This is a genomic window from Bradyrhizobium sp. Ghvi, assembly GCF_900115265.1.
Lineage (GTDB): Bacteria > Pseudomonadota > Alphaproteobacteria > Rhizobiales > Xanthobacteraceae > Bradyrhizobium.
Genome location: NZ_FOVU01000003.1, coordinates 80,147 through 93,563, shown reverse-complemented (window position 1 = coordinate 93,563; position 13,417 = coordinate 80,147). Strand labels below are relative to the sequence as shown.

At 65.6% G+C, this 13,417-nt stretch carries 14 protein-coding genes; 12 read left to right on the top strand and 2 right to left on the bottom strand.

Going from position 1 to position 13,417, the window contains the following annotated elements; translation table 11 throughout:
* The first annotated feature begins 2 nt into the window (after positions 1-2).
* From BM374_RS11630 to BM374_RS11595, 8 genes are read left to right on the top strand one after another with little or no spacing between them, the layout of a single operon-like run.
* Positions 3-1,043, top strand: coding sequence for an ABC transporter ATP-binding protein (locus tag BM374_RS11630; RefSeq protein ID WP_092292132.1), 1,041 nt, complete (start codon positions 3-5; stop codon positions 1,041-1,043).
* Positions 1,040-1,915, top strand: a complete 876-nt coding sequence (locus tag BM374_RS11625) for an ABC transporter permease (protein WP_092292130.1) — start codon at positions 1,040-1,042, stop codon at positions 1,913-1,915. Before BM374_RS11630 ends, BM374_RS11625 begins: the two co-directional genes overlap by 4 nt.
* Positions 1,912-2,718, top strand: a complete 807-nt coding sequence (locus tag BM374_RS11620; protein WP_092292128.1) for an ABC transporter permease — start codon at positions 1,912-1,914, stop codon at positions 2,716-2,718. Before BM374_RS11625 ends, BM374_RS11620 begins: the two co-directional genes overlap by 4 nt.
* 8 nt (positions 2,719-2,726) lie before the next feature.
* Positions 2,727-3,863, top strand: a complete 1,137-nt coding sequence (locus BM374_RS11615; RefSeq protein WP_092292126.1) for an NAD(P)/FAD-dependent oxidoreductase — start codon at positions 2,727-2,729, stop codon at positions 3,861-3,863.
* 28 nt (positions 3,864-3,891) lie between these two features.
* Positions 3,892-4,188: a (2Fe-2S)-binding protein gene (locus BM374_RS11610; RefSeq protein WP_092292124.1), complete on the top strand. Its 297-nt coding sequence runs from the start codon at positions 3,892-3,894 to the stop codon at positions 4,186-4,188.
* Positions 4,185-5,603 (top strand): NAD(P)/FAD-dependent oxidoreductase, encoded by a 1,419-nt coding sequence (locus BM374_RS11605; RefSeq protein WP_092292122.1) that lies wholly within the window; start codon positions 4,185-4,187, stop codon positions 5,601-5,603. Before BM374_RS11610 ends, BM374_RS11605 begins: the two co-directional genes overlap by 4 nt.
* On the top strand, positions 5,600-6,721 hold the full coding sequence (locus BM374_RS11600) for an NAD(P)/FAD-dependent oxidoreductase (protein WP_092292120.1): 1,122 nt from the start codon (positions 5,600-5,602) through the stop codon (positions 6,719-6,721). The genes BM374_RS11605 and BM374_RS11600 overlap by 4 nt, the downstream gene beginning before the upstream one ends.
* Positions 6,722-6,736: 15 nt before the next feature.
* A complete protein-coding gene (locus BM374_RS11595; RefSeq protein ID WP_092292118.1) occupies positions 6,737-7,084 on the top strand; it encodes a RidA family protein in 348 nt (115 codons plus the stop codon).
* Positions 7,085-7,089: 5 nt separating this feature from the next.
* Here BM374_RS11595 and BM374_RS11590 read toward each other — a convergent pair whose 3' ends face one another.
* On the bottom strand, positions 7,090-7,956 hold the full coding sequence (locus tag BM374_RS11590) for a LysR family transcriptional regulator (protein WP_349509990.1): 867 nt from the start codon (positions 7,954-7,956) through the stop codon (positions 7,090-7,092).
* A gap of 170 nt (positions 7,957-8,126) precedes the next feature.
* On the opposite strand from BM374_RS11590, the gene BM374_RS11585 reads away from it, so the two are divergent.
* The 4 genes from BM374_RS11585 to BM374_RS11570 all read left to right on the top strand — a co-directional run bounded on the left by BM374_RS11585 (position 8,127) and on the right by BM374_RS11570 (position 12,957).
* Positions 8,127-9,485, top strand: a complete 1,359-nt coding sequence (locus BM374_RS11585) for an MFS transporter (RefSeq protein WP_092292114.1) — start codon at positions 8,127-8,129, stop codon at positions 9,483-9,485.
* Positions 9,482-9,985: a GAF domain-containing protein gene (locus tag BM374_RS11580; RefSeq protein ID WP_092292112.1), complete on the top strand. Its 504-nt coding sequence runs from the start codon at positions 9,482-9,484 to the stop codon at positions 9,983-9,985. Before BM374_RS11585 ends, BM374_RS11580 begins: the two co-directional genes overlap by 4 nt.
* A 12-nt stretch (positions 9,986-9,997) precedes the next feature.
* Positions 9,998-11,245 carry a metal-dependent hydrolase family protein gene (locus BM374_RS11575; protein WP_092292110.1) on the top strand — a complete coding sequence of 416 codons (1,248 nt, stop codon included), beginning with the start codon at positions 9,998-10,000 and terminating at the stop codon, positions 11,243-11,245.
* A 128-nt stretch (positions 11,246-11,373) separates the two neighbouring features.
* Positions 11,374-12,957, top strand: a complete 1,584-nt coding sequence (locus BM374_RS11570; protein WP_092292108.1) for an ABC-F family ATP-binding cassette domain-containing protein — start codon at positions 11,374-11,376, stop codon at positions 12,955-12,957.
* 216 nt (positions 12,958-13,173) lie between these two features.
* Here the strand turns inward: BM374_RS11570 and BM374_RS39955 are convergent, their stop codons facing one another.
* Complete coding sequence (locus tag BM374_RS39955) at positions 13,174-13,299, bottom strand: hypothetical protein (protein ID WP_283807078.1); 126 nt, start codon at positions 13,297-13,299, stop codon at positions 13,174-13,176.
* Positions 13,300-13,417: the final 118 nt, after the last annotated feature.

The window sequence follows — 13,417 nt, the reverse complement described above, 5'->3', positions numbered from 1 at the left end:
GCATGGCCTATCTCGAGCTCGATCGGGTCGCAAAGCAATTCGGCGCGCAGACCGTGGTCGACGATTTCAGCCTGTCGGTGGGGAAGGGGGAGTTCATCTCCTTCCTTGGCCCGTCCGGCTGCGGCAAGACCACGACGCTGCAGATGATCGCGGGCTTCCTTGATCCGACGCGGGGCGCGATTCGCCTCGAGGGCAAGGACCTGATTGCGGTCCATCCGGCCAAGCGCGGGCTCGGCATCGTGTTCCAGAGCTACGCGCTGTTTCCGCACATGACGGCGGCCGAGAACGTTGCCTTCGGCCTCGAGATGCGCAACGTGCCGCGCGCCGAACGGGCCGAGCGCGTCCGTGCCGCGCTCGCGATGGTCGGCCTTGCCGGTTACGAGGATCGGCATCCCCGCCGTATGTCCGGCGGCCAGCAGCAGCGCGTCGCGCTGGCGCGCGCGCTGGTGATCAAGCCGAGCGTGCTCCTGCTCGACGAGCCTCTGTCCAATCTCGACGCAAAGCTGCGGGAGGAGATGCAGATCGAGTTGCGCCAGATCCAGCGCACCATTGGCACCACGACGATCCTGGTCACCCATGACCAGAACGAGGCGATGTCGCTGTCCGACCGCATCGTGGTGATGAGCCAGGGCAAGATCGAGCAGATCGGCACGCCGCAAGAGACGTATGAGAGACCGGCCTCGGCGTTCGTCTCGCAGTTTCTGGGCAAGACTAACGACTTTGCGGGAACGATCGACCGCGCCGTGACGCCTTCGCAGCTGGTGGCGGGCTCCTGGAGCGCGCCGGCCCCGGCTGGGCTGAACGGTGCAGTCACGATCAGCATTCGTCCGGAAAGAATCGGATTCGGCGATGCCGGCCTCAGTGCAAAGATCGTCACACGAATCTTCCAGGGCAATCACTGGCTGTTCCAGTGCGACAGCGAATGCGGCCCGGCGATCGTGATCCGCCAGAATGACGGCACGGCGCAGCCGGCCGAGGGGGAGGCGGTTCGCCTGACCTGGCGGCCCGAAGACATGAGCGTGCGCGCGAGGGCAGGCGCATGAGCGCGGTCGCCGAGGAACGCGGCGCGCGTGCGCCCTGGGCGCTGACGGCGCCCGCCCTGATGCTGTTCGTCGGCGTGCTGCTGATTCCGCTCGCGATGACCGTGATGCTGTCGTTCCACGATTGGGGTCAGTACAAGGGTATCGAACCGGTCTTCATCCTGAAGAACTGGAAAGAGATCGCGACCGACCCCTATTACGCCGAGATGTTCTGGCGGACCTTTCGCATCGCGATCCTGACCACACTACTGACCGCAGTGCTCGGCGCGCCCGAAGCCTACATCCTGAACCGCATGAGCGGCCGCTGGAAGAGCTTTTTCCTGTTGGTCATACTCGGGCCGCTCCTGATCTCCGTGGTGGCGCGCACGCTCGGCTGGGCGCTGCTGTTCGGCGGCAACAACGGTCTGGTCAACAAGCTCCTGATGTCGTTCGGCGCGATCCGCTCACCGATTCCTTTCATGTTCACCGAAACCGGCATGGTGGTCGCGCTCGCGCATGTGATGATGCCGTTCATGGTGCTGTCGGTGTGGGCGGCGCTGCAGCGGCTCGACCCGCAGATCGAGAACGCCGCGATGTCGCTCGGGGCCGGTCCGGTCACTATCATCCGTCGCATCATCATGCCGCAGATCATGCCGGGCGTGCTGTCGGGCGCGATCATCGTGTTCTCGCTCTCGGCCAGCGCGTTCGCGACGCCCGCAATCATTGGCGGCCGCCGGCTCAAGGTCGCAGCGACGCTCGCCTATGACGAATTCCTCAACACGCTGAACTGGCCGCTCGGCGCCGCCGTCGCCACGCTGTTGCTGGTCGCGCTGGTGCTGATCGTCGTCGGCAGCAATGCGCTGATCGAGCGCCGTTATGCGGAGGTGTTCCGATGAGACGGAACGGCCCGCTCGCGCTGATCTTCCACACCATTTTCGTCGTGGTCATGGTGGCGCCCATCCTCGTAGTCTGCCTCGTCGCCTTCACGCCCGAGGGCTTCCTGTCGCTGCCGACCAACGGCTTTTCGCTGCGCTGGTTCAGGACGATTGCCCAATATCCCGAGTTCATCCACGCCTTCTGGGTCAGCCTTGGCCTCGGCGCGCTCTCGTCTTTCATGGCGCTACTGTTTGCGGTACCGGCGGCGCTGGCGATCGCGCGGTACCGCTTCCGTGGCCGTGATGCGCTGGCGGCACTGTTCCTGTCGCCGCTGATGATCCCGCATGTCGTGCTCGGCATCGCCTTCCTGCGCTTCTTTACATCAGCTGGACTTGGCGGCAGCTTCGCCGCGCTGATCATCGCGCATGTCATCATCGTGTTTCCGTTCGCGCTGCGGCTGACCTTGGCCGCCGCGACCGGCATGGACCGCACGGTCGAGATGGCCGCGGTCTCGCTTGGCGCTGACGGCTGGACGCTATTCCGCCGCGTGACCTTGCCGCTGATCCTGCCCGGCGTCATCAGCGGCTGGGCGCTGGCTTTCATCCAATCCTTCGACGATCTCACGATGACCGTCTTTCTCGCGGCGCCCGGCACCGAGACGTTGCCCGTGCGCATGTTCCTTTATATCCAGGACAACATCGATCCGCTGGTGACGTCGGTGTCGGCCTGCGTGATCGCTGTGACCATGACCGCCCTCATTCTGCTCGACCGCTTCTACGGCCTCGACCGCGTGCTCGCCGGCAAGGGCGATACGGGACGATAGGAGAGACTATGCGAATTGAATACGACGTCGCCGTTGTCGGTGGCGGATTGCTCGGCTCCGCCATTGCCTGGGGCCTCGGTCGGCTCGGCAAGAGCGTCGCCGTGCTCGACGAAGGCGACATCACCAAGCGCGCCTCGCGCGCGAACTTTGCGCTGGTCTGGGTGCAGAGCAAGGGGCTCGGCATGCCGGCCTACACGATCTGGACCGTGCAGGCCTCGCAGGCGTGGGGACGGCTTGCCTTCGAGCTGAAGCAGCAGACCGGGCTCGACGTTGCTCTCCAGCAGAATGGCGGGTTTCATCTCACGCTCGGCGAGGACGAATTCGGCCAGCGCACCGAGCTGGTCAAGCGCATGCACAATCAGACCGGTGCGGCCGACTACAAGATGGAGATGCTCTCGGCATCTGAAGTGAAGAAGTCACTGCCGCTGATCGGGCCCGAAGTATCCGGCGGCAGCTATTGCCCGCTTGACGGCCACGTCAATTCGCTGCGCACCTTCCGTGCCTTCCACACCGGCTTCAAGGCGTTCGGCATCGACTATTTTCCGGAGCGTCCGGTCTCGGCGATCGGCAAAAGCGGCGGCGAATTCCGCCTGACCACCCCGACGGGCGAGCTGCGCGCCGCCAAAATCGTGCTCGCCGCAGGCAATGCCAACCAGGCGCTCGCGCCGATGGTCGGACTCTATGCGCCGATGGGACCGACCCGCGGCCAGGTTGTCGTGACCGAGCGCACCATGCCCTTCCTGCCACATCCGCTGACCACGATCCGCCAGACCGACGAGGGCACGGTGATGATCGGCGACAGCAAGGAAGACGAGCTGGACGATCGTACGCTGAAGCCTCCGATCAGCGGCGTGATGGCCGACCGTGCCCAGCGCATGTTTCCGCATCTGTCGCGGCTCAACGTCGTCAGGAGCTGGTCCGGCATCCGCGTCATGCCCCAGGACGGCTTTCCGATCTACGACCAGTCGGAGACGCATCCCGGCGCTTTCGTCGCTTGCTGCCATTCCGGCGTGACCCTCGCCTCCAACCACGCCTTCGAGATCGCGCGCATGGTTGCGCAAGGCGCGCTCGAGCCGGAGCTGGTCGGCGCGTTCTCCGCCAGCCGTTTTGGTCGCGCGGGCGCCGCGAACGACAGCGGTTACTAGAGTTACTGAAGGAGCCAAGAGGCATCCCATGTTTAGACGATCCGAACAGGACAGACGCCCGCAGGTGCAGATCTTCGTCGACGGCGTCGCCGTCGCGGCGCGCCAGGGCGACACCGTCTCCGCCGCACTGCTGGCCTCCGGTCGCGATGCACGGCGATCTACGGCGGTCAGCGGTGCGCCGCGTTTGCCTTACTGCATGATGGGCGTTTGCTTCGACTGCCTCGTCACCATCGATGGCGTCGGTAACCGCCAGGGCTGCCTCGTGCCCGTCGCCGAGGGCATGCAGGTCGAGATCCAGAAGGGCAGGCGGGAGATCGGAAGATGAGTGTGGCTCCGAAGCGCGAAGACTACGACGTCGTGGTGATCGGCGCCGGCCCCGCCGGTCTTGCCGCCACCGCGACCTCCGCCGAAGCCGGTCTCACGACGCTTCTGCTCGACGAGAATATCGGTCCCGGCGGCCAGGTGTTTCGCGCCATCTCCTCGACTCCGGTGACCGATCGCAACCAGCTCGGTGCCGACTATTGGGTTGGCGCCGATCTCGTCCAAGCGTTACGTGCAAGCAATGCCGAGGTGATCCATCGCGCCACTGTCTGGAGCCTCGACCGCAATCTCGACATCGCTGTCTCGACCGGCGGCGCGTCCGCCTTCGTCAAGGCCAAGCGCGTGATCCTGGCGACCGGCGCGCTGGAGCGGCCGTTTCCGATTCCCGGCTGGACGCTGCCGGGCGTGATGACCGCGGGGGCGGCGCAGACCATGCTGAAGTCGTCGGGGCTGGTGCCGGACGGACGCACTGTGATCGCTGGGCAGGGGCCTCTGCTGTGGCTGCTCGCCGCGCAGATCCTGCGCCTCGGCGGCCGCATCGACCGCATTCTCGACACGACCGAGCGCCGAAATTATTTCGCGGCGTTGCCGCACGCCTTCGCTTTCCTGACCTCGCCCTATTTCACCAAGGGCTTGGTGATGATGCGCGAGGTGAAGGCGAAGGTGCAGGTCGTCTCCGGCGTCACAGAGCTCTCTGCGTCCGGTGAGGGCCAGCTCGCCAGTGTGAGTTATGTCGCCGGCGGCAAACGCGAGACCATTCCTGCCGATCTCCTGCTGCTGCACCAGGGCGTCGTGCCCAACGTCAACCTGGCGATGGCGGCCGGCATCGAACATCGGTGGGACGATCTGCAACTCTGCTGGTCGCCGGTCCTCGATGCAGGCGGTAACTCCTCGGTCGCGGGCATTGCGGTCGCCGGCGACGGTGCCGGCATCGGCGGTGCGAATGCTGCCGTGGTGCGTGGCCGTATCGCGGCGCGCGCGGCGGTGGAAGCACTCGCGCCCGCGGCTGCTGCAAAGCTTGCCACGATGGCGGCGCTCCGTTCCGATCTCGCCAAGGCCGAGCGCGGCCGCCCCTTCCTCGACACGCTGTTTCGCCCCGCATCGCAATTCCGCATTCCCTCTGACGACACCATTGTCTGCCGCTGCGAGGAGGTCACCGCGAAGGACGTTCTCGATTCCGTCGCGATCGGCGCGACCGGGCCGAACCAGCTCAAGGCCTATCGCCGCACCGGCATGGGCCCATGCCAGGGCCGGCTCTGCGGTCTTACCGTCACCGAGCTGATGGCGCAGGCGCGCGGCAAGACTCCGCAGGAGATCGGCTATTACCGGCTTCGCGCGCCGGTGAAGCCGATCACGCTCGCCGAGCTTGCCGCAGTCCCGAAAACTGAGGACGACGTCAAGGCCGTGGTGCGCGGATGACCATGAACGTGGATGCGATCGTCGTCGGCGGCGGCATCCACGGATGCTCGACCGCGCTGCATCTGTGTCTTGCCGGTCTGAAGCCGGTGCTGATCGAGAAAGACTATGCCGGCCGCCACGCCTCCGGCGTCAATGCCGGCGGCGTGCGCCAGCTTGCGCGGCATATCCCCGAAATCCCGCTCTCGATCCGTTCGATGGGCATCTGGGAGAAGATCAACGATCTCCTGGACGACGATTGCAGCTTCGAGAGCTACGGCCAGGTGTTGGTCGCCGAGAACGAGGAGGAGCTTGCGGTCTGCCGCGCGCGCGTTGCCGAGCTCAATGCACTCGGCTTTACCCATGAAGAGCTGATCGATGCGGCTGAGCTGCGGTGCCTCGTGCCGGCGGTCGCCGAGACCTGTCCCGGCGGCGTGGTCTCACGCCGCGACGGCGCCGCCAATCCGGCGCAGACGACCACCGCGTTCCGCCGCAAGGCCCAGCAGCTCGGCGCGATCGTGCGCGAGGGCGTCGCCGCCAGCCACATCCGCTACAGTAACGGCCTCTGGCATGTCGATGCCGGCATGGAAACCTTCGCCGCGCCGGTGCTCGTGAACGCCGCCGGCGCCTGGGCCGGCAAGATCGCGGCTGATCTCGGCGAGCCCGTCCCGGTCGAGACCGTGGCGCCGATGCTGATGATCACCTCGCGCGTACCGCATTTCATCGACCCCGTCGTGATCCTGCGCGGGCGAAAGCTGTCCTTCAAGCAGTTCAAGAATGGCACCGTGCTGATCGGCGGCGGCCATCTCGCCACGCCGTATCAGGACCGCAACGAGACGGTGCTGGACTGGAAGAGCCTTGCGACCAGCGCGCAGACCGTGTTCGAGCTGTTTCCGGTGATGCGCAGTGCGACCATCGTCCGCGCCTGGGCCGGCATCGAGGCGAAGATGAAGGACGACATTCCTGTGTTCGGGCCAAGCTCCCGCCACAAGGGGCTCTATCACCAGTTCGGCTTCTCGCTGCACGGTTTCCAGCTCGGTCCCGGAGCCGGTGCCGTCATGGCGGAGTTGATCGTCAATGGCGGCACCCAGACCCGCATCAGCGATCTCGGCATCGACCGCTTTCATCCCTCCGCGTTCTAAAAACAAGAGGATATCATGAGCATCACCCGCAGCATCCGCACGCCCATCATGCACCGCGCCGTCGAAGCGAATGGCTTCGTCTTCCTCGGCGGCACCATTGCCGACGACACCTCGGTCTCGATGGGCGAGCAGACCCGCAACATCCTCGGCAAGATCGCCGGCTATCTGAAGGAAGCCGGCACCGACAAGAGCCGGGTCGTCAGCGCCTCGATCTTCGTCACCGACCTCTCCAGGAAGAAGGAAATGGATGCGGCCTGGACCGAGTTCTTCGGCGACCATCTGCCGACCCGCGCCACCGTCGGCGTCGCCGATCTCGGCGGCGGCGCGCTGATCGAGGTGGTGGTCACCGCGCTGAAGGGCTGATCCGGTCAATCAGACCTTGCGAACATCGCGACCAGCGTCTCGCGCAGCCAGCGCTGTGCGGGAACGGTGTCGTTGCGCTGATGCCAGAACAGGCTGACGATGCGCGGCGGTGCCTGCAGTCGCAGCGGAATCGCCTGTAGGAACGGTGCGTGGCGAGACTCCGAGCGCAGATCGCGCGGCAGCACCGCGATGAGATCGGACTGCCGCACGGTCTCGTAGGCCGCGCTGTAATGGTTGACGGTCGCCACCAGATTGCGCGACAGCCCGCGTGAGGCGAGGAACAGGTCGTAGGACGGCTGCGTCTTGCCTGCGAGACTCACATCGATATGCCGGGCGTTGAGGAAAGCGCGCGTGCCCAGCCGCTTCCCCGTGGCGAGCGGATGGCCGCGTCGCATGAAGCAGGCATAGTCGACGGTCCATAGCGAGCGCGAGCGGATCGCGGCGGGCTGCTGCGCCTCGTTGACATAGACGCTGAGCACGCAGTCGACCCTGTTGTCCTCGAGCTGGTCGGCGATCTCCACGACTGTATTGGGCACGGTGTGAACGCGGGCCTTCGGCGCGACCTTGTCCAAATGCTTCAGCAGGTCCGGCATCACCAGGGAAGACACGTAGTCCGACATCGACAGGATGAACTCGGTCTGGGCGCGACCGGGATCGAACACCTGCTCGTCGAGCGCGCTGCGCACGCTTTCCAGCGCTTCGCCGATCGGCTCCCATAGCACCACGGCGCGCTGGGTGGGGCGAATGCCGGTGCCCGATCGCACGAACAGGGGGTCGCCGAGCGCTTCGCGCAGACGCGCCAGAGCGTTGCTGACGGCGGGCTGGGTCATGGTCAGCGTGCTCGCCGCGCGCGTGACGCTGCCCTCGGTCATCAGCGCCTCGAAGACTTTCAGCAGGTTGAGGTCGAGCGCGCGGAACGACACACATTCACCGTGGTGATATATTAGATCAAGATTATAAATTATGACGATAATGTCACTTTGTCTATGGTTTCCTCCCGAACGAGGCGCGGCGTGCCGGGCCGCAAGCGAGGGGGACTTCCATGTCAATGATATCGGCGCGCATCGAGCGCCTTCCGTTTGCACGCTTCCACACGCACCTGCTGCTGATGGGCGGGCTCGGCTACATGTTCGACGCCATGGACGCGGCGGTGCTCGCTTTCATCCTGCCGGTGCTGCGCACCGCGTGGAATCTGTCGAGCGTCCAGATCGGCGTGCTCGGCAGCAGCACCTATATCGGCTTCCTGTTCGGCGCGCTGTTCGCCGGCACGCTCGGTGACCTCATCGGGCGCCGCGCGGTGATGATGTCTGCGCTGGCGCTGTACTGTGCGGCGTCCATCGCCAGTGCGTTGGTGGACACCTGGCCGGCTTTCTTCGTCGCCCGCATCGTGGCCGGCATGGGCACCGGCGCCGAGAGCGCGATCATCGCGCCTTATCTCGCGGAGTTCGTGGCGCGACGCTACCGCGGCAGTTTCACCGGCGCACTGGCCGGCTTCTTCTCCTTCGGCTTCGTCGCCGCAGCCCTGCTCGGCTACTTCATCGTGCCCGCTTACGATAATGGCTGGCGCGTCGTGCTGGTCATCACCGCGGTGCCGGTCGTCATGCTGCTATGGTGGCGCCGGGCGCTGCCGGAATCGCCGCGCTGGCTGGAAGCCCGCGGCCGGGAGAAGGAAGCCGCGGCCGTCCTCGACAAGATCGAGGCGGGCTTTACGCGCGAAGGCCGGGTCCTGCCGCCGCCGGTGGTCGAAGCCGCTGCGCCCACTGGCACCGGTGGAACGCTGCTCGCCAATTTCGCGGCGCTTCTCGCCGCCCGCCAGGCGCGCATCACCATCATGACCTGGATCATGTGGCTTGCGATCACCTTCAGCTATTATTCCTTCTTCGTCTGGATCCCGGGTCTCTTGGTCCAGAACGGCATGAGTATCACCAAGAGCTTCGGCTATTCGATCGCGATCTATTGTGCGCAGATCCCCGGCTATTTCAGCGCGGCGTATTTCAATGAGCGCATCGGCCGGCAGGCGACGATTGCGACCTACATGCTGCTCGGCGGCGCCAGCGCGCTTGGCCTCGCCTTCGCGCAGACGGATCAGCACATCATGCTGGCGGGCATTCTGCTGTCGCTGTTCATGAACGGCACCTATGCCGGCGTCTATGCCTACACCGCCGAGGTATTCCCGACGCCGATCAGGACCACCGGCGCCGGGCTTGCTTCGGCGATCGGTCGCATCGGCGCCATCGTTTCGCCGATCCTGGTCGGCTACCTCTATCCCAATTTCGGCTTCGCCGGCGTGTTCGGCGTCACCACCACGGTGTTGCTGCTCGGGGCGATCACCGTCGTCTTGATGGGCGTGCCGACGCGGGGGCGTTCACTGGAAGAGATCGCCGCGGGCGAGGTCGCATGAACCGGACTAAGGCCGAGGCCGATCCCTGGCTCGGCGCCGTCGCAGCGGCACAGGGCCAAGTGGACCAGCCAGATGCGTTGTTTGCTGCGCTCGACCGCGCCCTGAAATCAGCGATCGGGCACAAGCTGTTCACGATCCTGACTTACGACGGCGAGACCGGCGAAGCCGCGCGAATCTATTCCAACCTTCCCGGCCCCTATCCCACGGGAGGACGCAAGCGTCTGGCGCCGGGGCCGTGGACCGAAGCCGTGCTCGACCGCGGCGAAGCCTACATCGGCCGCACGCAGGCCGATTTGCGCAACGTGTTCTCCGACCACGAGCTGATCGCCTCGCTCGGCTGCGAAAGCGTGCTCAACATGCCCGTGCGCTGGCGCGGACGTACGCTCGGCTCCCTCAATCTGCTCCACGAAGCGCACTGGTACGGTGAAGACGACGTCGCTGCGTGTCTGCCCTTTGCCCAGCTCACATTGCCGGCCTTGCTTGCGCCGGCCCGATCCTGACAGGAAACCGCGATGCCCAGCATCCTCTTCAAGAATGCCGCTCTGCTTGACCCGCTCCAGCCGGAACTGCTGGCGGGCCATGACGTGCTGGTCGAGGATACCATGATCAAAGAGGTTTCGGACCGGCCGTTGCAAACGTCCGCCGATCGAACGATCGATTTGAAGGGCAAGACCCTGATGCCCGGGCTGATCGATCTGCACGTGCACACCATCGCGGTCGAGCTCAATCTGGCGCAGCAGGTGCATATTCCCAACGTGCTGGTGACGCTGCGCTCGACGCTTCTGCTGCGCGGCATGCTGCGGCGCGGCTTCACCACCGTGCGCGATGCCGGCGGCGCCGGCCACGCGATGAAGCATGCGATCGAGACCGGCCTGACCGACGGACCTCGGCTGTTCGTGTCCGGCCGTGCGCTGAGCCAGACCGGTGGCCATGGCGACATGCGGGCGCGCTCGGACTATCTCGCCAGCGATACGCCCTGTCCCTGTTGCGTGCGGGTCGGCGCGCTGGCGCGCGTGGCCGACGGTGTCGACGGCGTGCGGAAGGCGGTGCGCGAGGAGCTCCAGATGGGCGCCGACCAGATCAAGATCATGGCCTCCGGCGGCGTCGCGTCGCCGACCGATCCGGTCGGGGCCTTCGGCTACTCCGAGGACGAGATCCGCGCCATCGTCGAGGAGGCGCAGGGCCGCCAGACCTATGTGCTCGCCCATGCCTATACCGCCGCGGCGATCGCGCGCGCGGTCCGCTGCGGCGTCCGTACCATCGAGCACGGCAACCTCATCGACGATCAGACCGCGCGCCTGATGGCCGAGAAGGGAGCCTATGTGGTGCCGACGCTCGTGACCTACGAAGCGCTCGCCAATGAGGGCGCGCAATACGGCCTGCCGCCGGAGAGCGTCGCCAAGATCGCCGACGTTCGCGACGCCGGCCTGCGCTCGCTCGAGATCTATCGCAAAGCCGGGGTGAAGATGGGTTATGGCAGCGATCTGCTTGGACCGTCGCAGCGCCTCCAGAGCGACGAATTCCGCATCCGGGCCGAAATTCTGGGCGCGCGCGACGTCATCGCCAGCGCCACGGTCATCGGTGCCGAGGTGCTCGGCATGGAGGGCAAGCTCGGCCGCATCGTGCCTGAGGCGATTGCGGATCTGCTGGTTGTCGACGGCAACCCGCTGCGGGACGTCACGTGCCTGCTCGGTCAGGGCGAGCACATTCCCCTGGTGATGAAGGCCGGGAAGGCCCAGTTCGACAGGCTGGCGGCATAGCGGCCGCTTGCACCTCGCTTGATCTCCAGCTGCAGCTGGATTAATGAACAGCTCTCACCAAAGGATATTCGCAGCCATGGATTTTACCCCGACCGCAACGCCGATCCGCTTTGCTCACGGGGAATTCCATGCCTCCTTCGATCATCCTGTCGCGCCTGTCGCTGTCCACGCCTGACGGTCGCTCGCTTCTCTCCAACATCGATTTGACCTTCGGCGCGGAACGCGCCGGCCTCGTCGGCCGCAATGGCGTCGGCAAGACAACCTTGCTCAGCGCGATCACGGGCGCGCACGTTCCGCAATCGGGGCGCGTGATCGTCAACGGCACCGTCGGGCTCCTGCGCCAGGACGCCCAGCTTGGTGCTGGCCTGAGGGTCGTCGACCTCTTCGGCGTGGGCGCTGCGCTGGACCGGCTCCGCCGGGCGGAGCGCGGCGATGCCTCGACCGAGGAGGTCAGTGAGGTCGACTGGACCCTCGAGACGCGGCTCGCAACGGCGCTAGCGCGTGTCGGCTTCGATATCGCGCCCGATACGGAATTGGATCGCTTGTCCGGCGGGCAGGTCACGCGTGTTCGTCTCGCTGCGTTGCTCTTCACCGCGCCGGACTTCCTGCTGCTTGACGAGCCGACCAACAATCTTGATCGCGACGGGCGCAAGGCCGTGATCGATCTGCTTGCGGGCTGGCGTGGTGGCGCGATCGTCGTCAGCCACGACCGGGCCCTGCTGGAGACCATCGACGCCATCGTCGAGCTGACCTCGCTCGGCGCGAGGCGCTATGGCGGCAGTTGGAGCAGCTATCGCGCGCAGAAGGCGGTCGAGCTCGCCGCCGTCAGGCACGACCTTGCACACGCCGAAAAGCATCTGTCGGAGATTGACAGCCAGGCGCAGGCGACGGCGGAACGCAAGGCGCGCAAGGACAGCAGCGGCAAGAAGAAACGCGCCAAGGGTGACATGCCGCGGATTCTCGCAGGCGCGCGCAGGGATCGCAGTGAGGACAGCGGCGGCAAGGCCGCGCAGAGCACCGAGAGGCGGCGCGCGGAGGCGATTGATGCGGTCGACGCCGCGCGCCGGCGCATCGAGATCCTTCAGCCGCTGTCCGTGAAGCAGCCCTCGACACAGTTGCCGGCGGGGAGGGAAGTGATCTGGCTCGATCGGGTCAGTAGCGGCTATCATCCGGAGCGGCCGATCTTGCGCGATCTCTCGCTCACCATCGTTGGGCCTGAGCGCGTCGCACTTGTCGGGCCAAACGGCTCCGGCAAGACGACGCTGCTGAAGCTGATCGCAGGCGAGCTGCGCCCTTTGTCGGGTGCCGTGCGGGTCAGGCCGGACTTCGCGCTGTTCGACCAGAAGGTCAGCCTGCTCGATCCCGCAATTTCGATCCTCGACAACTTTGAGCGCCTCAATCCAAGAGCGGGAGCGAATGAATGCCATGCGGCCCTGGCGCGATTCATGTTTCGCGCCGATGCCGCCCTGCAAGAAGTTGGCAGCCTGAGCGGCGGGCAGCTGTTTCGGGCGGGCCTCGCCTGTGTTTTGGGCGGATCGAGGCCGCCGTCGCTATTGATCCTGGACGAGCCGACCAATCATCTGGATCTCGAGTCGATTGAAGCGGTCGAAGCGGGCCTGCGGGCCTATGATGGCGCGCTGCTCGTTGCCAGTCATGACGAAGCGTTTCTGGGGGCCGTTGGAACTACGCGCCGACTCGATCTGGCCATCTGAGGTGTTGCTCACCAACGGCGGGATCATCTGATCCCGCTCGGCCGATCATGTGATAATTCTACAAATACCCGACGCCCTGCCCCCAGCGCGTCGGGTGGAATGAAGGAGTATCAATCGGTGATCCCAACGCCGTTGTTGTGACTCGCATCGCACCAATTTTCCATTCCGGGAAACTACCGCAATGGAACCGGGCCACGCGTGGCTCTCGTTGCGGCTCTACGCGCTGCCGCCGGGCTCCAGCGCTTCGCCGATCTCCAGCGGATGCGTCATGGTCGCGTGCAGCGCCTCGCGATCGAGCTCTCCTTCCGAGATGCTGATGCCGACGCAGTAGCCGATGAGCACGCAGCGCCATCGCGATCAGCACCTGGACGTGGAGGATCTTGTACCAGGGCTGGTGCCGCCGGTGAATGGCTGGCTGGATCGCTATCCGTGTCATAAAGTGAGTCTCGAATGCATGGAG